The 25706-nt window shown below is 66.3% G+C and carries 24 protein-coding genes; 17 read left to right on the top strand and 7 right to left on the bottom strand.

The features are described 5' to 3' along the window. Positions 1-4 precede the first annotated feature (4 nt). From QW861_RS18055 to QW861_RS18040, 4 genes are read left to right on the top strand one after another with little or no spacing between them, the layout of a single operon-like run. On the top strand, positions 5-919 hold the full coding sequence (locus QW861_RS18055; protein ID WP_316193340.1) for an amidohydrolase family protein: 915 nt from the start codon (positions 5-7) through the stop codon (positions 917-919). A 12-nt stretch (positions 920-931) separates the two neighbouring features. Further along, positions 932-1321: a protocatechuate 4,5-dioxygenase subunit alpha gene (gene ligA, locus QW861_RS18050; protein WP_257168873.1), complete on the top strand. Its 390-nt coding sequence runs from the start codon at positions 932-934 to the stop codon at positions 1319-1321. Continuing rightward, positions 1322-2185 (top strand): class III extradiol dioxygenase subunit beta, encoded by an 864-nt coding sequence (locus tag QW861_RS18045; RefSeq protein ID WP_316193339.1) that lies wholly within the window; start codon positions 1322-1324, stop codon positions 2183-2185. A gap of 1 nt (position 2186) precedes the next feature. Continuing rightward, the gene (locus QW861_RS18040) at positions 2187-3146 is read left to right on the top strand and encodes a Gfo/Idh/MocA family oxidoreductase (protein ID WP_316193338.1); all 960 of its coding nucleotides are present in this window, start codon (positions 2187-2189) and stop codon (positions 3144-3146) included. A gap of 58 nt (positions 3147-3204) precedes the next feature. Here QW861_RS18040 and QW861_RS18035 read toward each other — a convergent pair whose 3' ends face one another. The 3 genes from QW861_RS18035 to QW861_RS18025 are packed head-to-tail and all read right to left on the bottom strand — an operon-like array spanning position 3205 to position 6102. Continuing rightward, positions 3205-4359, bottom strand: a complete 1155-nt coding sequence (locus QW861_RS18035) for an ABC transporter substrate-binding protein (RefSeq protein ID WP_315751988.1) — start codon at positions 4357-4359, stop codon at positions 3205-3207. Between the two features lie 24 nt (positions 4360-4383). After that, complete coding sequence (locus tag QW861_RS18030) at positions 4384-5235, bottom strand: amidohydrolase family protein (protein ID WP_316193337.1); 852 nt, start codon at positions 5233-5235, stop codon at positions 4384-4386. A gap of 24 nt (positions 5236-5259) precedes the next feature. Continuing rightward, the gene (locus QW861_RS18025) at positions 5260-6102 is read right to left on the bottom strand and encodes a shikimate dehydrogenase (protein ID WP_315751987.1); all 843 of its coding nucleotides are present in this window, start codon (positions 6100-6102) and stop codon (positions 5260-5262) included. Between the two features lie 251 nt (positions 6103-6353). On the opposite strand from QW861_RS18025, the gene QW861_RS18020 reads away from it, so the two are divergent. Continuing rightward, a complete protein-coding gene (locus QW861_RS18020; protein ID WP_315715638.1) occupies positions 6354-7838 on the top strand; it encodes an AMP nucleosidase in 1485 nt (494 codons plus the stop codon). Positions 7839-7858: 20 nt separating this feature from the next. On the opposite strand, the gene QW861_RS18015 is transcribed toward QW861_RS18020, so the two are convergent. Then, positions 7859-8182 carry a winged helix-turn-helix transcriptional regulator gene (locus QW861_RS18015; protein WP_409977936.1) on the bottom strand — a complete coding sequence of 108 codons (324 nt, stop codon included), beginning with the start codon at positions 8180-8182 and terminating at the stop codon, positions 7859-7861. Positions 8183-8363: 181 nt separating this feature from the next. Between QW861_RS18015 and QW861_RS18010 the strand changes: the two genes are divergently transcribed. After that, complete coding sequence (locus tag QW861_RS18010; RefSeq protein WP_315751986.1) at positions 8364-9482, top strand: NADH:flavin oxidoreductase; 1119 nt, start codon at positions 8364-8366, stop codon at positions 9480-9482. 103 nt (positions 9483-9585) lie between these two features. Here QW861_RS18010 and QW861_RS18005 read toward each other — a convergent pair whose 3' ends face one another. Beyond that, positions 9586-10749, bottom strand: a complete 1164-nt coding sequence (locus QW861_RS18005; protein WP_315751985.1) for a cytochrome P450 — start codon at positions 10747-10749, stop codon at positions 9586-9588. A 133-nt stretch (positions 10750-10882) separates the two neighbouring features. Here QW861_RS18005 and QW861_RS18000 point away from each other — a divergent pair, with 133 nt between their 5' ends. The 10 genes from QW861_RS18000 (at position 10883) to QW861_RS17955 (ending at position 23281) form a co-directional block, all read left to right on the top strand. Next, positions 10883-11803, top strand: coding sequence for a helix-turn-helix domain-containing protein (locus QW861_RS18000; RefSeq protein WP_315751984.1), 921 nt, complete (start codon positions 10883-10885; stop codon positions 11801-11803). Between the two features lie 171 nt (positions 11804-11974). Beyond that, positions 11975-13147, top strand: a complete 1173-nt coding sequence (gene pobA / locus QW861_RS17995) for a 4-hydroxybenzoate 3-monooxygenase (RefSeq protein WP_315715643.1) — start codon at positions 11975-11977, stop codon at positions 13145-13147. 322 nt (positions 13148-13469) lie between these two features. After that, a complete protein-coding gene (locus tag QW861_RS17990; RefSeq protein ID WP_315751983.1) occupies positions 13470-14498 on the top strand; it encodes a LacI family DNA-binding transcriptional regulator in 1029 nt (342 codons plus the stop codon). A gap of 118 nt (positions 14499-14616) precedes the next feature. Further along, positions 14617-16065 carry a xylulokinase gene (gene xylB, locus QW861_RS17985; RefSeq protein WP_315751982.1) on the top strand — a complete coding sequence of 483 codons (1449 nt, stop codon included), beginning with the start codon at positions 14617-14619 and terminating at the stop codon, positions 16063-16065. 4 nt (positions 16066-16069) lie between these two features. After that, complete coding sequence (gene xylA / locus QW861_RS17980) at positions 16070-17392, top strand: xylose isomerase (protein ID WP_315751981.1); 1323 nt, start codon at positions 16070-16072, stop codon at positions 17390-17392. Positions 17393-17411: 19 nt separating this feature from the next. Then, entirely contained in the window at positions 17412-18194 is a 783-nt protein-coding gene (locus tag QW861_RS17975; protein WP_315752141.1) for an ATP-binding cassette domain-containing protein, read from the top strand. Beyond that, positions 18194-19291, top strand: a complete 1098-nt coding sequence (locus QW861_RS17970) for an ABC transporter permease (RefSeq protein ID WP_315751980.1) — start codon at positions 18194-18196, stop codon at positions 19289-19291. Before QW861_RS17975 ends, QW861_RS17970 begins: the two co-directional genes overlap by 1 nt. 83 nt (positions 19292-19374) lie before the next feature. Beyond that, positions 19375-20310, top strand: a complete 936-nt coding sequence (locus tag QW861_RS17965; protein WP_315715648.1) for a sugar-binding protein — start codon at positions 19375-19377, stop codon at positions 20308-20310. A gap of 244 nt (positions 20311-20554) precedes the next feature. Further along, positions 20555-21427, top strand: a complete 873-nt coding sequence (locus QW861_RS17960; protein ID WP_315715649.1) for a helix-turn-helix domain-containing GNAT family N-acetyltransferase — start codon at positions 20555-20557, stop codon at positions 21425-21427. A 306-nt stretch (positions 21428-21733) separates the two neighbouring features. Further along, positions 21734-23281: a L,D-transpeptidase gene (locus QW861_RS17955; protein WP_315751979.1), complete on the top strand. Its 1548-nt coding sequence runs from the start codon at positions 21734-21736 to the stop codon at positions 23279-23281. Between the two features lie 75 nt (positions 23282-23356). Here QW861_RS17955 and QW861_RS17950 read toward each other — a convergent pair whose 3' ends face one another. Continuing rightward, positions 23357-24025 (bottom strand): hypothetical protein, encoded by a 669-nt coding sequence (locus tag QW861_RS17950; protein WP_315751978.1) that lies wholly within the window; start codon positions 24023-24025, stop codon positions 23357-23359. A gap of 261 nt (positions 24026-24286) precedes the next feature. On the opposite strand from QW861_RS17950, the gene QW861_RS17945 reads away from it, so the two are divergent. Continuing rightward, a complete protein-coding gene (locus tag QW861_RS17945) occupies positions 24287-25204 on the top strand; it encodes a PaaI family thioesterase (protein ID WP_315751977.1) in 918 nt (305 codons plus the stop codon). Positions 25205-25228: 24 nt separating this feature from the next. On the opposite strand, the gene QW861_RS17940 is transcribed toward QW861_RS17945, so the two are convergent. After that, positions 25229-25582 (bottom strand): DUF2200 domain-containing protein, encoded by a 354-nt coding sequence (locus tag QW861_RS17940; RefSeq protein ID WP_315715654.1) that lies wholly within the window; start codon positions 25580-25582, stop codon positions 25229-25231. Positions 25583-25706: the final 124 nt, after the last annotated feature.

The following is a 25706-nucleotide window of genomic DNA, read 5'->3' as shown; positions in this document are numbered from 1 at the left end:
CCTCATGGAGTTCCAGAAGACCCCGGGATGGCTCGATTGGTATGACGGCCCGTCGAAGCCGCGCTTCAAGGTGCCGGCCGGCAGTGTCGACGCGCACTGCCACGTGTTCGGCCCCGGCGCCGAATTCCCTTATGCGCCCGAGCGCAAATACACGCCCTGTGACGCCTCGAAGCATCAGCTCTATGCGTTGCGCGACCATCTCGGCTTCGCCCGCAACGTCGTGGTGCAGGCGACCTGCCACGGCGCCAACAACCGCGCCATGGTCGATGCGCTGGTGCATTCGAACGGCAAGGCCCGCGGCGTCGCCACCGTCAAGCGCAGCGTCGGCGACGCCGAGCTGCAGGCGATGCACGACGCCGGCGTGCGCGGCGTCCGCTTCAATTTCGTCAAGCGCCTCGTCGACTTCACGCCGAAGGACGAGCTGATCGAGATCGCCAACCGCATCAACAAGCTCGGCTGGCACGTCGTGATCTACTTCGAAGCCGTTGATCTGCCTGAGTTGTGGGACTTCTTCACGTCCCTGCCGACCACGGTCGTCGTCGACCACATGGGCCGTCCTGATGTGACCAAGCCGGTCGATGGTCCCGAGTTCGAGCTGTTCGTGAAGTTCATGCGCGAGCACGGCAACGTCTGGTCCAAGGTGAGCTGCCCGGAGCGTCTCTCGGTCAAGGGACCGCCGGCACTGAATGGCGAGCAGAACGCCTATCGTGACGTGGTGCCGTTTGCGAAGCGCATCGTCGAGACCTTCCCGGATCGCGTGCTGTGGGGCACCGACTGGCCGCATCCGAACCTGAAGGACCACATGCCGGATGATGGCCTGCTGGTCGATTTCATTCCGCATATCGCCGTCACCGCGGAGCTGCAGCACAAGCTCCTGGTCGACAACCCGATGCGGCTGTATTGGCCCGAAGAATCCTGAAGGAGGGAAGCGATGTCGCTCGACAAACCCTATACCGACGTTCCCGGCACGACCATCTTCGACGCGGACATGTCGCGGATGGGCTATCACCTCAACCAGTTCTGCATGTCACTGATGAAGGCGGAGAACCGCGCCCGCTTCAAGGCCAATGAGCGCGCCTATCTCGACGAATGGCCGATGAGCGAGGAGCAGAAGCAGGCTGTGCTCGATCGTGACCTGAACCGCTGCATTGCGCTTGGCGGCAACATCTACTTCCTCGCCAAGATCGGCGCGACTGACGGCAAGAGCTTTCAGCAGATGGCGGGCAGCATGACCGGCATGACCGAAGACCAGTACCGCGAGATGATGATCAAGGGCGGCCGCTCGGTCGAGGGCAACCGCTACACCGGGGAGAAGAAGTAAATGGCAAAGATCTCCGCAAGCGTCTTCACCTCGCACGTCCCGGCGATCGGCGCCGCCCTCGACCTCGGCAAGACCGGCGAGGATTATTGGAAGCCGGTCTTCGCCGGCTACGACTTCGCCAAGCAATGGGAGAAGGAGCAGAAGCCGGACGTCGTATTCCTGGTCTTCAACGACCATGCGACCGCCTTCAGCCTGGACATGATTCCCACGTTCGCGATCGGCACCGCGGCTGAATATCAGCCGGCCGACGAGGGCTGGGGCCCGCGCCCGGTGCCCAAGGTGATCGGGCATCCGAAGCTCGCCGCGCACATCGCGCAGTCGGTGATCCAGGACGATTTCGATCTCACCATCGTCAACAAGATGGACGTCGATCACGGCCTCACCGTGCCGCTCAGCCTGATCTTCGGCCAGGTCGATGCCTGGCCGTGCCCGGTGATCCCGTTCGCGGTCAACGTCGTGCAATATCCCGTGCCGTCGGGCCGCCGCTGCTTCATGCTCGGCAAGGCGATCCGCAAGGCGATCGAGAGCTATGACGAGCCGCTCAACGTGCAGATCTGGGGCACCGGCGGCATGAGCCACCAGCTGCAGGGCCCGCGCGCCGGCCTGATCAATCGCGAATGGGACAACATGTTCTTGGACAAGCTCATCAACGATCCGGAAGGCCTGTCCAAGGTGCCGCATATCGAGTACGTCCGCGAGGCCGGCAGCGAGGGCATCGAGCTCGTGATGTGGCTGATCGCGCGCGGCGCCATGAGCGACGTCAACGAGACCAAGAAGGGCAACGCGCCGACCGTGCGTCACCGCTTCTATCATGTGCCGGCGAGCAACACGGCCGTCGGCCATCTGATCCTGGAGAACAACTGATATGGCCAAGACCATCAAGGTCGCGCTCGCCGGCGCCGGCGCCTTCGGCATCAAGCATCTCGACGGCATCAAGAACATCGACGGGGTCGAGGTGGTGTCGCTGGTCGGCCGCCGCTTCGACCAGACCAAGGAAGTCGCCGACAAATACGGCGTCAAGCACGTCTCGACCGAGCTCGCCGACAGCCTCAAGCTGCCGGAGGTCGATGCCGTCATCCTCTGCACGCCGACCCAGATGCATGCGGCGCAGGCGATCGACTGCCTCAAGGCCGGCAAGCATGTTCAGGTCGAGATTCCGCTCGCCGACTCGCTGAAGGACGCGCAGCAGGTGGTGGAGCTGCAGAAGGAGACCAAGCTGGTCGCGATGTGTGGCCACACCCGCCGCTTCAATCCCAGCCACCAGTTCGTGCACAAGAAGATCAAGGCCGGCGAATTCCACATCCAGCAGATGGACGTGCAGACCTACTTCTTCCGCCGCACCAACATGAACGCGCTGGGCCAGCCGCGCAGCTGGACCGACCATCTGCTGTGGCACCACGCCGCCCACACCGTCGACCTGTTCGCCTATCAGGCGGGCTCGCCGATCGTGAAGGCCAATGCGATCCAGGGTCCGATCCACCCGACCCTGGGCATCGCCATGGACATGTCGATCCAGCTCAAGGCCGCCAATGGCGCGATCTGCACGCTGTCGCTGTCGTTCAACAATGACGGCCCGCTCGGCACCTTCTTCCGCTACATCGGCGACACCGGCACCTATATCGCCCGCTACGACGATCTGGTGAACGGCAAGGAAGAGAAGATCGACGTCTCCAAGGTCGACGTCTCCATGAACGGGATCGAACTGCAGGACCGCGAGTTCTTCGCCGCGATCCGCGAGGGCCGCGAGCCCAACGCCTCCGTGGCCCAGGTGCTGCCCTGCTACCAGGTGCTGCACGATCTCGACGTGCAGCTCGCCAAGGGCTGATACTTCTTCCCTCCTTGCGCGCGTTGCGCGTGAGGAGGGCTTCTACGATGGCGCAGATCTACGGCGCCTTGGACGGCTTCAGCTTCGGCAGCGTCGCGACGATCTTCTGCTTGCCGTCGACGATCTCGGCCAGGAAGCTCTCACGGTCGATGTCGCCGTTCTGGTCCCAGCTTGCCTCCATCAGCATGCCCGGCGCCTTGTCCGGCGTCAGCGTCAATCCCTTCATGGTGGCGCCGAAAGCGTGGCCGTCGAACTTGCCGATCATCTCGGTCACGTATTTGACGAGATAGACCGCGGTATAGCCCTTGATGCCGTTATGGTCGGGCCAGTAGCGGTAGCGCTCGTTGAACTTCTTCGCAAAGGCCTGGATGGCAGGAATGGGCGCATCCGCGCTCAGGCCGACATGGCCGCGCACGCCGTTGGCGGCGGGGCCTGCGAGCTCCACGACCTTCTGGCTGAGCAGCGTTGTCTCTCCAAACAGCGGCACCGACAATCCCTGACGTTTGGCCTCGATCAGGAAACGCGCGCTTTCTTCCTCGTTGGTGTAGACGAAGATCGCGTCGGCCTTGACGTTCTTCAGCTTGATGACGTCGGAGCCGAAATCGACCTGGCCCTGTTCGGTCGAGATGTCCGACACCACCTCGATGCCGCGGGCCTTCATCTCCTTGACGAAGCTGTCGCGGCCGCCTTTGCCGAAATCGTTGTTCACCCAGACCACCGCGACAGACTTCACGTTCAGCTGGTCATGCAGATAGTTGGCGATCTTCGGCATGCTGAACTGCTGGCCGAAGGCGGTGCGGAAGATCCAGGGATTGCCCTGCGTCGTGATATCGGCGGCCTCGGCGCCGACGATCTGCGGCACCTCGGCCTGCTGCGTCAGCGCCATGTTGACCTTGACCGAGCCCGAATAGATCGGCCCCAGCACTACATAGGGCTCGCGGTCGAGCACCTTCTGCACCTGGGCCCGGGAGACGCCGGGATTGCTCTGGGTGTCGAGGTGCTCGGTCGCAATCTTGCGGCCGAGAATGCCTCCGGCATTGTTGATCTCGTCGACCGCCAGGGCGACGCCATCGCGCCAGTTCGTGCCCGACACGGCTCCGGGGCCGGACAGCTCGACGACATCGGGAATGTAGACGGTGTTCTCTGCCCAGGCCAAACCCGTCCACAATGACATGGCGGCCGCCAAGCCGCTCAATCTTCCCAGATGCCTCATGACGTCCTCCCGATTGTTTTTTGCTTATGATGATGAACTTGCGGGTGCCTCTGCAAAACCCAGTAGTCGCGACGGCGTTCGCCATAGCAGCCGGTGCTGATCGTCCGGGTCCGGAAAGATCTCGGTAATGCTGGCCAGCAGCGGCCCGTAGTCGAGGCGTTCGGGCGCGCGCAGGAACGGCCAATCGGAGCCCCACACGCAGCGGTCGAGCGTGAAGGCCTCGACCAGCGCGGCGATGAACGGCCATGTGTCGGCGTACGGATAGGGCTGGCGCGCGAATTTGTAGTAGCCGGACAGCTTCACATGCGCGTCGCGGTCGCGGCCGAGCGCGAGCAGGGCCTGGAAGGATGGGCGTTGCAGCCCATGCTCCACGGCAGGCCGGCCGCAGTGATCGAACACGAGGCGGACCGTCGACCGCTCGATGAGGGGCAGCAGGTCGAGCAACTGATCCTGCTCGACCTGGACCTGCAGAAACAGATCGAGGTCGGTCAGCTTGTCCAGCAGCGGCGCGGCGTCACGGTAATAGTCGGTGCCATGAAACGGCACGTTGAAGGCGACGCCGATGACGCCTGCGGCCTTCAACCGCTCCAGTTCTCCGATGTCGACGTCCTTCTCGACGACCGCGACGCCCTTGAACCTGCCATCTCCGAGCCTGAGTGTGTCGAGCAGGATGCGGCTGTCGGAGCCATAGCCGGAATTGGTTGCGACGATCAGCGCGTGCCGGACGTCGAAGACGTCGAGCACGCGAATGAGATGCGCGGCGGGCGCGATTTCCTGGCCGGTCGGACGATAGGGCGTATCCGGCGCGTAGGGGAAGCGCGCGGGATCGATGGCGTGGATGTGGCAATCGATCCTGGGGCCTGCCGGAAGTGCCATGGTCGAGCCCTCTCTGACCGACGTTCAGAACGTCGCCTGAATCGCCTTGATCAGTTCGGGCGTGACGTCGGGCAGAACCCCGAACCAGGCCTCGAAGGCGAGGCGGGCCTGGTTGAGCAGCAGGCCGAGCCCGTTCACCGTCGTGCAGCCGCGCCCGCGCGCGTCCACCAGGAAGGGCGTTTCGAGCGGTGTGTAGATCAGGTCCGCGACGAGCGTCTTCGCGGACAGTCGTCCCAGATCGATCTCCAGTGCGGGCTTTCCGATCATGCCGCGATCGGTGCTGTTGATGAGCAGCGCGACATCGGCGACTGCCGCCGAACGATCATCCCACGCCACCGTGCTGATGGCCGTCCCGAATTCGGCTGCGATGGACTGCGCCTTCTCGGTGGTGCGGTTGCTGATGCGGATGTCGCGGGCGCCATTCTCCAGCAGCGCCACAACGACCGCGCGCGCTGCACCGCCGGCCCCGAGCAAGAGAACAGGGCCTTCGTCGGCGCGCCAGTTCGGCCTGGCATCGCGCAGGCTCTGGACAAAGCCGTTGCCGTCATTGTTGAAGCCGCTCAGCGTGCCATCCGCTTCGACCACGATCGTGTTCACGGCGCCGATGCGTCGTGCGGTGTCGTTGACCCGGTGCAGCAGCGGCATCGCCGTCTGCTTGTGCGGCATGGTCACGTTGCAGCCGCGGAATCCGAGCGCCACCAGCCCAGCCAGCGCATCCTTCAGCCGCTCCGGCTGAACCGCGAGCGGGACGTAGGCGCCGCGCAGGCCGTGCGCGTTGAGCCAGAAATTGTGGATCGTGGGCGAGCGGGAATGAGCGACGGGCATGCCGATGACGCCAGCCAATCCGAATCCATTCGCTTGCGACATGCTGCGCGATGACCTCCCTTTTCAGATATCGACCTGTTCCGGCCAATGTGAAACCGTCTTATGAGCAATGACGCGCACAGGCAATTGAAACATTCGGCCACAAATCCTTGTCGCAATGCAGCGCATCATGGCTCAACGTCCAGTTCATGGGCGTCGTCGCGTGACCCGCCCCCCTGGGCAAAGCCAGGGGTGATTTCTATGATTGCGCAAGTCTGCCTCGACGACCGTCCGCCGGATACAAAGGATCGCCATTGACTGTCCAATCTCCGCCACCCGTGGCAACAGAAACCTTCACCGACGCGGCCGCCGCGGTGGCCCGGCTCGAAGAGATCTACGAGCGCAATACCGCTTTCCTGCGCGGCCATTTCGAGGCCTATGCCAACGGCGTCGTGCCGGCGACACGGATCCGCGCGACCTATCCCTTCGTGCGGCTGACCACCGCAAGTCACGCCCGGCTCGACTCGCGTCTCGCCTATGGCTTCGTCGCGGGGCCCGGCGTGCACGAGACCAGCGTCACGCGGCCGGACCTGTTCCGCTCGTACCTGACCGAGCAGATCCGTCTGTTGATCGAGAATCATGGCGTGCCGGTCGAGATCGGTGAGTCGGCCGAGCCGATCCCGGTGCATTTCGCCTACCGCCGCGACATCAACATCGAGACGGCGCTTCCGCACCACGAGAGCCCGCTGGTGACGCGCTCGCTGCGCGACGTGTTCGACGCTCCGGATCTCGCGACCATGGACGATGCGATCGCCGACGGCACGCTCGGACTGAAGCCCGGCATGCCCGAGCCGCTGTCGCTGTTTCGCGCCGCGCGCGTCGACTACTCGCTGCGCCGGCTCTATCACTATACGGGCACCGACCCGGACCATTTCCAGAACTTCGTGATCTTCACGAACTATCAGTTCTATGTCGACGCCTTCGCGGATTGGGGCCGCCAGCAACTGGCGGCCGGGCAGGGCGCAGCCGAGGCCTTCGTCGAGCCGGGCAACGTCATCACCCGCAATGCCCGTCTCGGCGGCGGCACCACCGGCTCCGCGCCGGCGCGCACGCCGCAGATGCCGGCGCTTCATCTCGTCGAGCCGGGGCACCAGGGCATCACGCTGATCAACATCGGTACTGGTCCGTCGAACGCGCGTAACGTCACCGACCACATCGCGGTGCTGCGGCCGCATGCCTGGCTGATGGTCGGCCACTGCGCGGGCCTGCGCAATACGCAGCGGCTCGGCGATTACGTGCTGGCGCACGGCTATGTCCGCGAGGACCATGTGCTCGACCAGGAGCTGCCACCCTGGGTGCCGATCCCGGCGCTCGCCGAGGTGCAGGTCGCGCTCGAGGAGGCCGTGGAGACGGTCACCGGCTATTCCGGGTTCGAGCTGAAGCGGGTGATGCGCACGGGCACCGTGGCCAGCGTCGACAACCGCAATTGGGAGATCTCCGGCCCGGCCGTGATCCATCGCCTCTCGCAGTCGCGCGCCATCGCGCTCGACATGGAGTCGGCCACAATCGCCGCCAACGGCTATCGTTTCCGCGTGCCCTACGGCACCTTGCTCTGCGTCTCCGACAAGCCGCTGCATGGCGAGATCAAGCTCGCCGGCATGGCGAGCGACTTCTATCGCCAGCGTGTCGGCCAGCATCTCCAGATCGGGCTGAAGGCGCTGGAGCTCTTGAAGCATCAGGAGTCGGAGCGGCTGCATTCGCGCAAGCTGCGCAGCTTCGCGGAGGTGGCCTTCCAGTAGCGGCCTTTGGCCGCCTGGGATTAGCGACTCCGGCGCTCGTCGAAGGCCTGCCGCGCCTGCTCGACCTCCGGCATCTTGGCGATGGTCCAGGCATAGAGCGCGCGGAACGGGGGCTGCAGGGTACGGCCGAGCGGCGTGATCTCGTACTGAACCGCGACCGGCGAGTCCGCGATCACCTCGCGGGCGACGAGGCCGTTGCGCTCGAGCCGGCGCAGGCATTGCGTCAGTGCCTTCTGGGTGACGCCCTCGAGCTGCTTCTTGATCGCGTTGAAGCGCAGTGGACCGGAGTCCAGCACGGCCAGCACCATCATCGACCATTTGTCGGCGATCTGGTCGATCAGCACCCGGCTCGGACATTCCGACGAGAAGTGCTGCGGCTTGCAGCGGAGCGGGGCGGTCTGTGATGTCGATGCGGCGGTCACGACAGCAGTTTCCTCCGATATACCTGAGCGACTTCGGGTGCCTGATTGACTTCAGGTTTACGAAGTATACTGGAGCGGTTCCGAACGCAATGGAGCCCCCTGAATGTCCGACCTCGATACCAGCGTGCTGTTTCGTCCGTTTCGCCTGAAGTCGCTGGAGCTGAAGAACCGCATCGTCATGGCGCCGATGACCCGCAACGCCGCGCCGAACGGCGTTCCCGGCGAGGCCAACGCTGCCTATTACCGCCGCCGCGCCGAAGGTGGCGTGGGGCTGATCCTCACCGAGGGCACTGTCGTCAACCGCCCGGCCTCGCGCAACGAGCCCAATATTCCCTTCTTCCACGGCGATGCCGCGCTGGCCGGCTGGCAGAACGTGGCGAGCGCCGTGCACACCGCCGGCGGCCGCATCGCGCCACAGATCTGGCACACCGGCTCGACCAAGGGCATGAGCCGCTGGGAGCCCGATGCGCCGGTCGAGAGCCCATCCGGGCTGGTTGCGCCCGGCAAGCCGCGCGGCAACGCGATGACCGAGAACGACATCGCCGACACCGTTGCCGCATTCGCGCAAGCCGCGGCCGACGCCAAGCGCACGGGCTTCGACGCCGTCGAGATCCATGGTGCGCACGGCTATCTGGTCGACGAGTTCTTCTGGTCCGGCACCAACCAGCGCGAGGACCGCTATGGCGGCGTCACCATCAAGGAGCGCTCCCGCTTTGCCGGCGAGATCGTCGCCGCGATCCGCAAGGCGGTGGGTCCCGATTTCCCGATCATCCTGCGCGTCAGCCAGTGGAAGCAGCAGGACTATGCGGCGCGCCTCGCCGAGACGCCGGCGCTGATGGCCGACTGGCTGCAGCCGCTGGTCGCGGCCGGCGTCGACATCCTGCACTGCTCGCAGCGCCGTTTCTGGGAGCCGGAATTCCCGGACGTGGACGGCGAGAAGGGCCTGAACTTCGCCGGCTGGGCCAAGAAGATCACGGGCGCCGCGACCATCAGCGTCGGCTCGGTCGGCTTGTCCGATGAATTCTTCTCGGCCTTCGCCGGCAAGCCGTCGACGACGGCCGATCTCGATGCGCTGCTGGAGCGCATGGCCAAGGAGGAGTTCGACCTCATTGCGGTCGGCCGCGCGCTGATCAGCGATGCCGAATGGGTCGCCAAGATCAAGGCCGGCGACAAAGCGGGCCTGAAGGGCTTCAGCGCAGCGGATCTCGGCGCGCTGGTTTGAGCTCTTGTAGACCCGTTGGTGCCCCTCGTCCGGCGTAAGCGGGGCGAGGGGGCGTACCGTCAGCGAGGCGCGAGCTCGAGCCTGCCATTAGTCCTCGCGATGACTAATGCACCGTCAGCTCGAGATACATCGGGCTGCGGAAGGTCGAAGACGGCATCCAGGGCAGTTGCTCCTGGGTGCGGCGATAGTCCGGCACGACCTTGTGCAGCTCGTCGAACGCGATCCTGATCGCCATGCGCGCGATCGCCGATCCCAGACAGGCGTGCACGCCGCCGCCGAAGCCGAGATGGCCGCGTGGCTTGCGCCTGATGTCATAGACATCCGGATTGGGAAACTGCCGCTCGTCGCGGTTGGCGGAGCCGTAGGCGAGGCAGACGAAATCGCCCTCGCGCATGGTCTGGCCGTGCAGGGTGACGTCCTTCTGCAGGCAGCGGCGGAAGCGCTGCGCCGAGGTGTTGTAGCGCAGAGACTCTTCCACGGCGTCCGCCATCAGGTCGGGATTGGCGACGACGGCCCGGCGCGCCTCCGCGTGATCGGCGAGATTATACGCCAGCATCGTCATGAAACCGCCGAGCGACTCGATGCCGGCCATGATCAGCGTGGTCGTCGTCAGCAGCACCTCGCGCTCGTCGAGCTTGTCGCCGTCGATCTCGGCCATGCTGAAGTGCGAGATCAGGTCGTTCTGCGGCCGCGCGCGGCGCTCCGCGATGATGCCGGCCGCATAGTCCTGCATCCAGTTGTAGGCTGCGATGTGCTGCGGTCCCTTGGCGCGGCTCACCGGATCGCTCTGCACCATCAGCACCGCCTTGTCGCGCACCGTCTGCTCGTCGCCGAGCGGCAGGCCGAGCGCGGCGAACAGCACGCGCACGGTGAATTTCGACGAGAATGCCTCGATGAAGTCGAACCGGTCCTGGCCGCGCAGCGCCTCGGCGCAGTCGCGCGCGATGTCGCGGATCGGGCCTGACAGGCTCTCCAGATTGCGCTTCATGAAGGCATGCTGGACGAGGCCGCGCAGCCGGTCGTGGCGCGGCGGGTCGGTGGTGCCGAGCGTCGCGCCGGCACGGTTCGGCAGCTCGGTCATCAGGTTGCCCTTGGCCGACGAATAGGTCTGCCAGTTCGTTCCGGCCGCCGCCACATCGGCATAGCGCGACAGGATCCACACCTGGGCCTGCGGGCTCCAGAAGCAGGGGTGTTCGTCGCGCAGCGTCTTGTAGAACGGGAACGGGTCGGCATCGACCGCAGGCGAATACGGGTCGAACGCGAACATGTTGGGCCTCCTCTCCATTGAGTGTGGTCGTTGTTGTTCTTTTCATTGATCTAGCCGAGCCGTGGCCGCGGCGTGAGACACGAAAGCCGGCCAAGACTTGTACTTTTCCGACATTCAGGGTTAGCTCTCGCTCATGCCCCGCTTTCGCACCAAGCCGTCGATCCCCGCGTTCGCGCTGTACGGCGAAGCGTCGGCCGCGCAGCCGGACATGCTGCATGTCGAGCCGATCCAGGTGCGCAGCAAGCTGTATCGCTGGGAGATCGAGGCGCACACCCATCAGGGCCTGCACCAGATCCTCTGGGTCGGCTCCGGCCCGGCCGAGATCGCCTTGGACGAAAGCCGCGAGCGCTGTGCCGGCCCGGTCGCCGTGATCATTCCCCCCGGCGTCGTCCATGCCTTCCGCTTCTCGCGCGACACTGACGGCTATGTGCTGACGTTCAATCCGCGGGCGGTGGTGGAGGGCGACGTGCCGGCGACCGGCGAGGCGTTGCGCGACTTGTTCGCAACCGCGCAGATCCTGCATCTCGACGCACAGGCGGTCGCGACGCGGCGCATCGCCGCGCTGTTCGTCGACCTCGCCGACGAGTTCGCCGCCGCCGATTCCGCGGCCTCGCCGGTTCCGCACTGGCTCGGTCGCTCGATCGTGTGGCGGCTGGCGCAGCAGAGCGCGCGGCAGTCGCAAGGCGCGCGGCGCGGCAGCGGGCATGCCGCGCTGTTCACCCGCTTCATCGTGCTGGTCGAGGCGCATCACCGCGATCACTGGTCGGTGGCGCGCTACGCCGACGAACTCGGCATGACGCCGGAGCGGCTCAATCGGTTGACGCGGGCCGAGACCGGTCAGTCCGCGCTCGACATCGTGCATGCGCGGCTCGCGCGCGAGGCGTGCCGGCGGCTCACCTATATTGCGGCGCCGGTGTCGAAGCTGGCGTTCGAGCTCGGTTTCAAGGACCCGGCCTATTTCTGCCGCTTCTTCAAGCGGCACACCGGGGCGAGCCCGCGCGACTATCGCCGTGCGATGGGCGTCGGAGACGACGCGGCGCCGCCGGCAGGCTGATCGGCGCCGCCGATACCATTGCGGCGTTCGTTGTGCATCGCGGCATGGTGTCGGAAAAGTGCAAGAGAATGCCGCGTCCATCCAAGTGATCCCTGCGCATTCCTTGCTAAAATCCGCGACTGAAAAGCATACCCAACAAGCCTGCGTCTGCGAATCCGGGAGAACACGCCCATGAAAGTCCAAGTCTGCATCATCGGCGGAGGCCCGTCGGGCCTGATGCTGTCGCAGCTCCTGCATCTGCAGGGCATCGATACGATCATCCTGGAGAAATCCAGCCGCGACTACGTGCTGTCGCGCATCCGTGCCGGCGTGCTCGAGCACGGCTTTGCCGAGCTGATGCGCGAGGCGCAGTGCGGCGAGCGCATGGACCGCGAGGGCGAGATCCATCACGGTTTCTACATCGCCCATGACGGCAAGCTCGATCGCGTCGACCTGCACAAATACTCCGGCGGCAACTCGGTGATGGTCTATGGCCAGACCGAGTTGACGCGCGATCTCTACGAGGCCCGCGACAAGCTCGGCGGCAAGGTCGTGCACAACGCGGCCGACGTGACGCCGCACGACATCGCTTCCGACAAGCCCTTCGTCACCTACCGTCAGGACGAGGAGGTCGTCCGCATCGACTGCGACTACATCATCGGCGCCGACGGCTTTCATGGCGTCAGCCGCAAGTCGATCCCGCACGACAAGCTGACGGAATACGAGCGGGTGTACCCGTTCGGCTGGCTCGGCGTGCTGTCGCGCACCAAGCCGGTGTCGCCGGAGCTGATCTATGCCAAGCACGAGCGCGGCTTTGCGCTGTGCTCGCTGCGCTCGCAGGTGCTGAGCCGGTACTATGTCCAGGTGCCGCTCACCGACAAGGTCGAGGACTGGAGCGACGACGCGTTCTGGGAGGAGCTGAAGCGCCGGCTGCCGGCGGAGATCGCTGGCCGTCTGATCACCGGACCGTCGATCGAGAAGAGCATCGCGCCGCTGCGCAGCTTCGTCGCGGAGCCGATGCGCTACGGCAGGCTGTTCCTGGCCGGCGACGCCGCCCATATCGTGCCGCCGACCGGCGCGCGCGGGCTGAACTCGGCTGCGTCCGACATCTATTATCTCTATCACGCGCTGCTCGACCACTACAAGAAAGGCGACGATCGCGGCATCGACGGCTACTCGCAGCGGGCGCTGGCGCGGATCTGGAAGGCGCAGCGCTTCTCCTGGTGGATGACGACGCTCTTGCATCGTTTCCCCGACCGGCTGTCCTACGACGACAGACTGCAGGACACCGAGCTCGCCTATCTGTTCTCGTCCGAGGCCGCGCAGCGGTCGCTGGCGGAGAACTATGTCGGGCTGCCGTTCTGAGCGAGGTCAACGCGACGCAGTTCGCCTGCGCTGCTTGATGGCACCACGCATCAGTAGCCTCGCTGTCGTCCCGGCGAACGCCGGGACCCATACCCAGGGAGCGGTTTGAGGCAGGCTGGCGATTGGCTTTGTGCCCATCCGCCTGCGGCTGCTTCGGCTGGTGCAACTTCGCTCAGCTCGAGATGGAGGGGGCAAACGATCCGGGACGCGCTGTCGGGATTGGCGCCGGCTGCCTCAGTTTGTCGGCTTCCCCGCCCGCCCTCAAAAATGAGTTGCGTACCTCAAAAACCGCGCTATGGTCCTCAACCCAAAGGGGAGGAGCATGAACGCGCCGCTGACATTGCGGGATATTGCGCGGCAGGCGGGCGTGAGCCTCGCCACTGTGGATCGCGTGCTGCACAACCGGCCGGGCGTGCGCCCGGATACGGTGCGACGCGTCAAGGACGCGATGGAGCGCAGCGCGTTCCAGCCGCATGCGGCGGCCTCCGAACTCGCCCGTGCCCGCGCGCGGCGCTTTGCCTTCGTGATGCCGTCCGGCGCCAATCCCTTCATGCAGCAGATTCAGGCGCATCTCGGCGATCTGACGAGCTGGATGGCCGCGCGCCGGCTCACGGTCGATGTGGTCACGACGGACGTGTTCGATGCGGCCGTGCTGGCCGCGAAGCTCGAGCAGCTCGTCGGTCAGGTCGACGGCGTCGCGGTGGTGGCGCTCGATCATCCGAGCGTGCGCGCGGCGATCAACGATCTCGTCGAGTCCGGCGCCAAGGTGGTGACGCTGGTGTCGGACGTGCCGTCGTCGCGACGGCATCATTATGTCGGCATCGACAACATCGCCGCCGGCCGCACCGCGGGCGCGCTGGTCGGACGCTTCGCCGGTGGCAGGGCGGGGCGGGTCGCGATCATGGCCGGCTCGCAAAGCCTGCGCGATCATGCCGAGCGCATCTTCGGCTTCGGCCAGGTCCTGGCGGCGGAGTTTCGGCAACTTGAGGTTTTGCCGGTCGCTGAGGGGCATGACGTGGACGATCGCTCAGAGCACCTCATGCGCAAGCTGCTGACCGAGCATCGCGACATCGTCGGGCTCTACAATGTCGGCGCTGGCACGGCCGGCGTCGCCAAGGCGCTGACCGAGTCGGGGCGCGCCGACAACATCGTGTTCGTCGGCCACGACGTGACGGCACTGACGCGCAAGCTGCTGTTGAACGGCGTGATGGACGCGGCGATTTCGCAGAACCCGGGACACGAGGCGCGCTCCGCGGTGCGCGTGCTCCTGGCGCTGGCGCGCGGCGAGCCGATCCTGAGCGAACAGGAGACGATCCGCATCGACATCGTGATGCGGGACAATCTGCCGTGAGCGGATGGCCGCGATGACGCGGTCGGCCTGAGCACGGAATGAGAAGAGACCGAGGTGCTGGTTTCGAGGCGACGGCAGATCGCCGAAGCGCCTTGCGGTCGGTGGGAGGAGTGGAGACGTGTTTCTCGGACTGGATGTCGGCACATCCGGCGTGAAGGCCGTGCTGGAGGACGAGACGGGCGCGCTGATCGCGAGCGCCGCGCGGCCGCTGGCGCTGTCGCATCCGCAGCCGCTGTGGTCCGAGCAGAATCCGGATCACTGGGTCGAGGCCGTCATCGGCGCGGTCGATGATCTCGCGCGGGAGCGTCCGCGCGAGACCGCTGCCGTCAGCGGCATCGGCCTGTCCGGCCAGATGCACGGCGCGACCTTGCTGAACCGCACCGGTCGGCCGCTGCGGCCGGCGATCCTTTGGAATGACGGCCGCTCGCAGGCCGAATGCGCCGAGCTCGAACGCCGCTGTCCCGAACTGCACGCCATCGCCGGCAACCTCGCGATGCCCGGCTTCACCGCGCCGAAGCTCGTCTGGGTGGCGAAGCACGAGCCGAAGATATTTGCCGAGGTCGCGAAGGTGCTGCTGCCGAAGGCCTATGTGCGCTATCGGCTGTCCGGCGAGATGGTCGAGGACATGTCGGATGCGGCGGGCACCCTGTGGCTCGATGTCGGCGCGCGGCGCTGGTCGGAGAAACTGCTGGCGGCGACCGGGCTCGGTCTCGATCACATGCCGCGCCTCGTCGAGGGCAATGAGCGCAGTGCCGTGTTGTCGCCCGAGCTGGCGCGGCGCTGGGGCATGGGCGCTGACGTCGTGATCGCGGGCGGCGCCGGCGACAACGCGGCGAGCGCAATCGGGCTCGGCGCCATCACGCCCGGCGATGCCTTCCTGTCGCTCGGCACATCAGGCGTGCTGTTCCGGGTGACCGACCGCTTCGCGCCAGCGCCGGAAGCGGCCGTGCATGCGTTCTGCCATGCGCTCGGCGGTCTCTGGCATCAGATGGGCGTGATGCTGTCGGCCGCGGCCTCGCTGGCGTGGCTGGCCCGCCTTCTCGAGACGCCGGAAGCCGCGCTGCTGGCGCCGCTCGGTATCAGCGTCGAACGTCCGAGCCCGGTGCAGTTCCTGCCTTATCTCGACGGCGAGCGCACGCCGCACAACGATGCCCATGCCGCCGGCGCCTTGGTTGGCCTGCGCAGCGCAGCCGGCCGCGGTGATCTCGTGCAGGCGGTGCTGGAGGGCGTGGCGTTTGCCTCACGCGACATGTTCGCCGCGCTCGCGCGCAGCGCGCAGCCGATCACAGAGCTCGATCTCGTCGGCGGCGGCTCGCGCTCTTTGTTGTGGGCGCAGATCATGGCCGACGTGCTTGGCGTCACCGTGCACCGGGTCGAGGAGGGCGAGGTCGGCGCCGCCATCGGCGCCGCGCGGCTCGGCCGTCTTGCCGCGACCGGCGCAGCACCGGCCGATGTCTGCCGCAAGCCGCAGCGGCTGCAGAGTTTCGAACCCCGCGCGCCGCAGCGCGCGGCATATGACGCCGCCTACGCGCAATGGCGCAAGCTCTTTCCTGCTCTCAAGGAGTAACGTCGTGAACGTCCAGGCCCCCTTCTTCCAGACCGGCGCGACCGTCAGCTATGGCGGGCCCGAGTCACGCAGCCCGCTGTCGTTCCGCTGGTACGACAAGGATCGCGTCATCCGCGGCAAGCGGATGGAGGATCATCTGCGCTTCGCGGTCTGCTACTGGCATTCGTTCTGCTGGCCGGGCAGCGATCCGTTCGGCGGCGAGACCTTCCTGCGGCCGTGGCAGCATGGCGACGACGCGATGGCGATGGCGCGGGCCAAGGCCGACGTGGCGTTCGAATTGTTCCGGCTGCTCGACGTGCCGTTCTTCACCTTCCACGACGTCGACGCCGCGCCGGAAGGCGCGACGCTGAAGGAGTCGGTCGCCAATCTCAACGCCATCGCCGACCTGTTCGAGCAGAAGATGGCGTCTGCCAAGGTGCGGCTGCTGTGGGGCACCGCCAACCTGTTCTCACATCGCCGCTACATGGCGGGCGCCGCGACCAATCCGGATCCGGACGTGTTCACCTACGCGGCGGGACAGGTGCGTGCCGCACTCGAGGTGACGCATCGTCTCGGCGGCGCCAACTACGTGCTGTGGGGCGGCCGCGAGGGCTACGAGACGCTGCTCAACACCGACATGAAGCGCGAGCTCGATCAGCTCGGCCGTTTCGTCGCGCTGGTCGTCGAGCACAAGCACAAGATCGGCTTCAAGGGCCCGCTGCTGATCGAGCCGAAGCCGAAGGAGCCGACCAAGCATCAGTATGATTTCGACGTCGCCACCTGCTACGGCTTCCTGCAGCGTTATGACCTTTTGAACGACGTCAAGCTCAACATCGAGCAGAACCACGCCATCCTCGCCGGCCATTCGTTCCAGCACGAGATCGCGCTGGCGCAGGCGCTCGGCGTGTTCGGCTCCCTCGACATCAACCGCGGCGACGATCTGCTCGGCTGGGACACCGACCAGTTCGCGATGAACGTGCCGGAGCTGGCGCTGGTGTTCCACGACATGCTCAAGGGCGGCGGCTTCACCACGGGCGGGCTGAATTTCGACGCCAAGATCCGCCGGCAGTCGATCGATCCGGATGACCTGCTGCACGCCCATGTCGGCTCGATGGATGCCTGCGCGCGGGCGCTGATCGCCGCCGACGAGATGCTGACCGACAGCGCGCTGACCGCGCCGCTGGCGCGGCGCTACGCCGGCTGGGACGGCGACGAGGGGCAGGCGATCCTCGCCGGCCGCCGCTCGCTCGCCGAGCTCGCCGACCGCGCCGTCAACACCGGCCTCGATCCGCAGCCGCGGTCCGGCCGGCAGGAATATCTCGAAAGCGTGGTGAACCGCTATGTTTGACGACAGCAGCCTGCGCACGATGACGAATGACGCTGAGCGCGCCGTGACGAGCACCGCCGCGCAGCCGGTCCTTGAGCTGAAGGGCATCGGCAAGCAGTTCGGCGCGATCCGCGCGCTGCAGGGCGTGGATCTTTCGATCGGCTCCGGCGAGGTCGTCGGCCTGATGGGCGACAACGGCGCCGGCAAGTCCACGCTGGTGCGGATTATCGCCGGCAATTTTCCGCCGAGCCAGGGCACGATCCATTTCGGCGGCCGCGAGGTGCATTTCCATCGCCCGATGGATTCGCGCAGCGTCGGCATCGAGGTCGTGTACCAGGACCTGGCGCTCGCCAACAACCTCACGGCAGCGGCCAACGTGTTTCTCGGCCGCGAGCTGAAGCGCAATTTCGGCCCGCTGGCGCTGCTCGACCACAAGGGCATGGAGGCGCGCGCGCTGGAGCTGTTTCGCGAGCTGCGCTCCGAGACGCGGCCGCACGATCTCGTCAAGGACATGTCGGGCGGCCAGCGCCAGGCGGTGGCGATCGCGCGCACGCGGCTGTCCAACGCCAGACTGGTGATGATGGACGAGCCGACCGCGGCGATCTCGGTGCGCCAGGTCGAGCAGGTGCTGAGCCTGATCCATCGCCTGAAGGAACAGGGTATCGCCGTCATCCTGATCTCGCACCGCATGCCTGACATCTTCGCGGTGTGCGATCGCGTCGTGGTGATGCGCCGCGGCGAAAAGAAGGCCGACAAGCCGGTAGGCGAGACCAGCCCCGAGGAAGTGACCGCGCTGATCACTGGCGCCAAGGAGGCGGCGTGATGTCCGTTCCATCCGAGACCAGCTCCGCCGGCACCGACGTCACCTTCACCAATGTGGGCGTCATCAGATGGTGGCACCGCGGCGTGTTCGCCTCGCAGACGGCCTACGTCACGCTGGCGCTCATCGCCCTCATCATCGTGATGAGCTTCGCCAGTCCCTATTTTCTGACCGAAGGCAATCTGCAGAACGTCGCCAAGAACTTCTCCTTCATCGCCATCGCGACGCTCGGCATCACCTTCGTCATCATTACCGGCGGCATCGACCTGTCGGTCGGCTCGATGATGTGTTTCGCGGCGATGATCACCTCGATGGTGATGACGACGCTATCGACGCCGGGGATGCCGCTGTCGTCGCTATTCGTGCATCTCGCCGCGGACGGCAAGACCGTGGTCGCGAACGTGCCCGGCCTGATCCTGATCGTCTCGGTGCTGGCAGGCCTGGCGGTTTCGCTGGTGGTCGGCCTGATCAACGGCGTCTGCATCGCCTTGCTCGGGCTGTCGCCGTTTGTGACCACGCTCGGCATGCTGTCGATCGTGCGCGGCCTCAGCTACGTGATCTCGAACGGCAAGGGCAGCTTCCCCGGCGGCCCCGACGCCGATTATTTCTATGCGCTGACGCAGGGCGATGTGTACGGCGTGCCTGCGCCCTTCATCTATCTCATCGTGCTGGCGCTGGTGATGGCGCTGGTGCTGCACCACACCGCGTTCGGCCGCCACGTGTTCGCGATCGGCGGCAACGAGAAAGCCGCGGAGCTCACCGGCGTCTCCGTGCCCCGGGTGAAGATCGAGGTCTATGTGATCGGCGCGCTTGCCGCCGGCCTGCAGGGCATCATCATCTCGGGCTGGCTCGGATCGGCGCCCGCGAACATGGCGACGTCCTACGAGCTCAACGTGATCGCCGCGGCCGTGATCGGCGGCGCCAACCTCGCCGGTGGTCTCGGCGGTCCGCTCGGCGCCATCGTCGGCTGCGTCCTGCTTGAGGTGATCCGTAACGGGCTGGTGCTGGCGCAGGTCAACTCCTACTGGCAGCAGACCCTGGTCGGCGTGATCATCATCGCCGCCGTGCTTGTGGATCGTATCCGCGCGCGCCTGCTGTGACGAATACTGGCCGGGGTGACAATCGCGTCTATCCTCACCCGGAACAGACAATGATCAGGGATAGACATGGAGGAGGGAAACCCATGAAGAAGCTGCTCTATGCGGTCGCATCGCTCGCGATTTTGATGGCCCCGGCGCAGGCCGAGACCAAATACCGCTTCGCCATCGTGCCGAAGGCGATGAACAATCCGTTCTTCGACGTCGCGCGCGACGGCTGTCTGAAGCGCGCCAAGGAGCTCGGCAATGTCGAGTGCATCTACAAGGGCCCGGTCGAGCACGAGCCGGCCACGCAGGCGCAGATCATCCAGGACTTCATCACCCAGAAGGTCGACGGCCTCGCCATCTCGGTCGCCGACGTTCCATCGATGACGAAATCGATCGAGGCGGCGACGGCGGCCGGCATTCCCGTCATCACCTTCGACGCCGATGCGCCGGGCTCGAAGCGCATTGCCTATATCGGTACCAACAACAAGGACTTCGGCCTCGCGCTCGGCAAGCAGCTCCGCGAGCTCCGGCCTGAGGGCGGCAAGTACGCCGTCGTCTCCGGCGGTCCCGGCGCCAAGAACCTTGCCGAGCGCGTCGACGGCGTGCGCGAGGCGCTGAAGGGCTCGAAGTGGACGGAAGTGGCGGGCTCGCCGACCTTCTGCAACGACGATCCCGCGCTCGCCGTGCAGCAGATGGCCGATCTGCGCACCGCGACGCCGGATCTCGGCGCCATCGTGCCGATCGGCGGCTGGCCGATGTTCGCGCCCGAGGGCTACAAGGCCTTCGTCAACAAGAACCGCAAGGACATCGACGCTGGCAAGCTGACGCTGGTCGTTGCCGATACGCTGAAGATGCAGCTCGAGCTGCTGCGCGACGGCTATTCCAACGCGCTGACCGGCCAGCGTCCGTTCGAGATGGGCGAGAAGGCGATGGACACGCTGCTCGCGATCAAGAAGGGCGAGAAGGTGCCGGAGGTGATCTACACCGGCCTCGACCTCGTCACCAAGGACAACGTCGCCAAGCTTTTGAACTGAGTTCCTCCCGGGGAAAACCTGGCGGTCCGGCAACCGGCTTCGGCCGGCGGCTGGGCCGCCCTTTTTTGCTTGGAGATGCTTTTGGTACCCACGGACTGGACATGACGGTTGTGATCAATCGAAACGCTGCGGCGTACTGGATGCCCTGCTTGCGCAGGCAATGACGACAGAGGCTGGAGCGGCCGCCTGCACTCGACTACGGGCACAATTGACAGACGGAAATGTCTGACTTAAGTCAGGCATTATGCTCGACCCCATCTCCCGCGTCCGCCGCTTCAACCGCGCCGTCACCTCGGAGGTCGGCGCGCTCGACACCTCGTTCCTCGGGCGCGGTCGGCCGCTCGGGGCGGCCCGCGTGCTCAATGCAATCGGTCATGGCCGCAGCGACGTGGCCGAGCTGCGCGACTATCTCGCACTCGATTCCGGGCTGATGAGCCGGCTGCTGCGCAGCCTGGAGGAGGAGGGGCTGGTGATGACCAGGCCGCATCCCGACGACGCGCGCCGCCGCATCGCCAGGCTCACAGCCGCCGGGCGGCGCGAATTCGAGGCCTATGAGACGCTCTCCAACGCTCAGGCCGAATCGATGCTGGCGCGTCACGGGCAGCCCGAAGCGCTCTTGGCGGCGATGGACCTGGTCGCGGCCGCGCTGGGACGCAGCCGCATCGCCATCGACGAGGTTGATCCGCGCGGCGAGCAGTCGCGCTACTGCCTCGGCGAGTACTACGCCGAGCTGTCGCGGCGCTTCGAACGCGGCTTCGATGTGTCGCTGTCGCGCGATCCCGATGCCTTGGACATGATGGCGCCGCGCGGGGCTTTCTTCGTGGCGTTGTCCGACGGCCTGCCGCTCGGCTGTGTCGGGCTGAAGGGCAGCGGCGGCGATGTCGCCGAGATCAAGCGGCTCTGGGTCGCGCCCGCCGCGCGCGGCCTCGGCCTCGGCCGCCGCCTGATGGATGCGGCCGAAGAGGCTGCCCGCACGCTCTCGATCAGCATTCTTCGCCTCGACACCAACAGCGCGCTCGCCGAGGCCGTCCAGCTCTATCGCCGCGCCGGCTGGACGGAGATCGACCGCTTCAACGACGATCCCTATCCGGACCTGTTCTTCGAGAAGCAGCTCTAAGATTGATCTCGCGCGGCGCCTGCGCCCCGCCGTTCTCCAGTCCAGCCACGGACCAGATCGCCCTGGTCGGCGTTAAGCGATGAGCAACTGGTAGGGTGGTGGAATGCGGGCCTTCGGGGGAGCTTGCGACGGAAGGGCGCGCCTTGAGTCCGATTCGTTGCCCGATCCTGCCCCAATTGCGGCGAGGGGGGCCCGATGACATGAGGACGCGCCTTCGCCTCACTTCACCCCAAGACATGATCGAGCGTATAGATCGTCCTGCGCCGATCGCGCCGGCGGAACAGCAATAACGAATTGGGATAGGGCATGGTGACACGATCCACGGCGGCTCAGAACCTTGCAGCGATGCGGCGTCGGGGAGCGGTCCTGATGACTGTCGCGGCCGCCACCGTGCTGGCTCTGCAAGGTTCCGAGGCCCGCGCGCGACAGGCACGTCCGGCGCCGGTGATCGAGGCGACGGCGCCGCGTGCGCATGGCGATCCGATCATGGCGATCGTGTCGATCAAGACCCAGAAGGTGACGTTCTACGACGCCGATGGCTGGATCTGGCGCGCACCGGTGTCGACCGGCGTCTCGGGCCGCGAGACGCCGGCCGGCGTGTTCGCCATCATCGAGAAGGACAAGGACCACCACTCGACTCTTTACGACGATGCCTGGATGCCGAACATGCAGCGCATCACCTGGAACGGGGTGGCGCTGCATGGCGGGCCGCTGCCCGGCTATGCCGCCTCGCATGGCTGCGTCCGCATGCCCTACGGCTTTGCCGAGAAGCTGTTCGACCGGACCTGGATCGGCATGCGGGTGATCATCGCGCCGGGTGACCCGGCGCCCGTCGAGTTCTCCCATCCCGCCCTGTTCGCGCCGAATGCGCAGGCGCTCGCCGCGGTGCCCTCGCGGGCCGCGACGCTCGGCCGCGAGGCCGAGGACGCCGCCAGGAGCGCCGACGAGGCCAAGGCGGCGGCTGCCGCGGCCGAGCGCGAGGCCAAGGCTCTGAAGGCGTCCTTGCGCAAGCTGGAGCAGGCCAAGGCGCGCGCCGAGGCCGAGCTCAAATTCGCCGACAGGAAGTTGGCCGCCGCCAAGACCGATCAGGCCAGGACGCTGGCCGAGGATGCGGAGCAGAAGGCCGCCGCCAAGGCGACCGACGCGGCAGCGCAGCTCGAGGCCGCCAAGTCGGACGCGACCGCGAAGCTCGCTGCGGCGACCTCGACCAAGGATGCCGCCAAGGCGGCGGCGGCCAGGAAGTCCGATGCGAGCAAGGCTGCGACGGACGCCAGGCTCGCGACCGAGCCGGTCTCGGTCTATATCAGCCGTTCGACGCAGATGCTCTATGTCAGGCGCAACACGCACAAGCCGGCCCCCGATGGCGGCGGCGAGGTGTTCGACACCTCGATCGAGGCGCCGGTGACCATCCGCGATCCCGACCGGCCGATCGGAACGCATGTGTTCACCGCGGTGGCGCAGAACGGCGCGGAGCTGCGCTGGACGGCGGTGACCATCGACGACGGCGACACCGCCAAGGACGCGCTCGACCGCATCACCATTCCGAAGGACGTGCTCGACCGGATCGCGCCGACGGCCGTGCCGCGCTCCTCGATCATCGTCTCGGACGAGCCGCTGTCGAGCGAGACCAATTATCGGACCGAGTTCGTCGCGGTGCTGAGCAACCAGCCGCAGGGCGGCTTCATCACGCGCCGGCCGACGACCAATGTCGACGTCGTCGCCAGCGGGGACGAATATGACGACGGCTTCGGCAGCTTCTTCCAGCGCAGCTGGGATGGCCAGCCCGTCGCGGCGCCGCGCCGTCGCGGTCCGCCTCCGACCTACTACCGGCCGGTGCAGCCGGGCTGGTGGTGACCAGCCGGGCTGGTGGTGACCAGCCGGGCTGATGCCTGACCGCGATTCGCGGGTCAGGCCGGATGGCGCTTCAAATCAGTTGCGACCTGCGGGGATGACGCCGGGCCACTGCATCAGGAAAGGCTGCGGCTCGTGCTGCGCCTCGGTCGCGCGCGCCACGCGCCTGACACGGTGAGGCCTGCGGGAGATCGAGCTGGTCGCCTCGCGAGCGGTCTCGATGCGCGTCAACTGCTGACGCATCTCGCCGGTGGAGGTCCGGAGCTGCTCGATGGTCATGTCGCTGTTCGCGGCCGCGGTGCGCAGCCCGCTCAGCTCGGTCGCCGTATCTTCCTGGGCGCCGCGGAGGCGGATCGTCTGGCGCTTCAGCAGCGCGAGATCGGATTCGATCTTGTCGGCCGTATCGCGGCGGCGCGCCTCGGTCTCGTCGGCGGCGGTGCGCAAGACGGCCAGGCCCGTTTCGGCCGTGGTGAGGCTGGCGCGCAATTGCAGAAGCTCGCCGGAGGTGTCGCTCTGGCGGTCGCGCAGCTGGGCGGTCTCGGCCTTGAGCTGCGCCAGCTCCGAGGTCAGCGTGGCGACGCGGCTCTCGAGCGAAGGCGCTCCGGTGCCGAAGGAGAAGCTGTTGGCGCCGCCGCTGCTCCACCACATCGCACCGGCGCTGGCTGCGAGCGCCAGGCTCAGGACAATTCGTAGAGAGGCCGTGCCGCTGCTCGGCGGGGCGTCCGGCGTCTTGGTGGATCTGCGCATCGACGGGTCTCCGGGATTTGATGGAGACAATTATGATCATATTAAGGTTGCCAATGTTCTAAGCGCGCCGCTCCAGCGGAACATTTCATCCACGTAGTTTTGCGGGAATGGGCTCTCGCAGCCTCGAGTTGTGAGCATGACCGGCGGCGCTCAAGAGTGCGGATGCAGGGACGGTGATGGCCTAGCCTGGATCGTTGGCACTCAGATCGGATCCGTCGGAAAAGGCTTCGTGCGTCCTCGGGATCGTGATCTAAATCGCGCATGTCCGACATTCCACCCACCGCCGCACCGCCGGCATTCGACGCGCTTGCCGAGGCCATCGGGCAGCGCCGCTCGGTCTATGGCCATATCAGCGGGCTCAGGATGGATCGCTGCGCGCCCGGCGAAGCCTGGTCGACCCTGCCTTATCGTCCCGTGTTCGTCGGTGACAGCGAAACCGGGGTGATCCATGGCGGCGTCGTCACCGCGATGCTCGACGAGAGCTGCGGCATGGCGGTGCAGCTTGCGCTCGACGGCAGCCGGGCGATCGCCACGCTCGATCTGCGCATCGACTATCAGAAGCCGGCGACCCCCGGTCTCGACATCAAGGCCCATGCGGTCTGCTTCCGCGTCACGCGCTCGATCGCGTTCGTGCGCGCCACCGCCTATCAGGAGGAGGAGACCGCACCGGTCGCCACCGCGACCGCCTGCTTCATGATTGGCGCCAACCGCACCAACATGCTGACCGACCGGGCGGCCTTCGACGGCGTGCCACCGCCGCTCGACGCCCCGGACGATCCGGCGGGGCCGTTTCCCACCAGTCCGTTCGCGCGCTGCCTCGGCATCCGCTTCGCCGAGAACGACACGCTGGTGATGCCGTTCTCGCGCCGGATCATCGGCAATCCCGTGCTGCCTGCGATCCATGGCGGCATGACCGGTGCGTTTCTCGAGACCGCAGCGATCGTCACCGTGATGCGCGAGCTCGGCGCCACGGCGCCGCCGAAGCCGGTCGGCCTCACCATCAACTATCTGAGGTCGGGCCGCGCGCTCGACACCGTCGCATCGGCGTCGATCGTCAAGCAGGGACGCCGCGTCGTCGCCTTCGAGGCCCGCGCCTGGCAGGACGATGCGACGAAGCCGATCGCCACCGCCTTCGGCCATTTCATGCTACGACCGGCGCCAGGGCAGGAGCAGGATTGAGGGAGACCGGGTCGCGAGACACGATCAGGCCTTGCGCAGGATCTTGTCCATTGCCTTTCCCCGCGCCAGCTCATCGACCAGCTTGTCCAAGTAGCGGATCTCCCGCATCGTCGGTTCCTCGACATCCTCCACGCGGACGCCGCAGATCATGCCCTTGATCAGGGTCCGCGCCGGATTCATCGCTGGCGCCTGTGCGAAGAAGGTCTCGAAGTCCGTCTGACGCTCCAACCGGATCTCAAGCTCGCTTTGGCCATAGCCCGTCAGCCAGCAGATCACCTGATCGACCTCTGCCTTGGTGCGTCCCTTCTTCTCGGCCTTCGCGACGTACAATCGGTACACGCTCGCGAAGCTCGTCGTGTAGATGCGGTGTTTTGCCATGCTGACTCCATCGGATCGTAGGCGAGGCATGTCGGGTCTGCGAGGGGCGACGGCGCGGCACGAGCGCGTGCTTCATGTCCGCGTTTCGGATCGTCGGACAGCACGTTCGTTCGCACATGTCGGA

Origin of the sequence: Bradyrhizobium sp. SZCCHNRI1029 (genome assembly GCF_032487555.1) — a bacterium.
Classification (GTDB): domain Bacteria; phylum Pseudomonadota; class Alphaproteobacteria; order Rhizobiales; family Xanthobacteraceae; genus Bradyrhizobium.
This window is presented reverse-complemented; position numbering and strand designations above follow the sequence as displayed.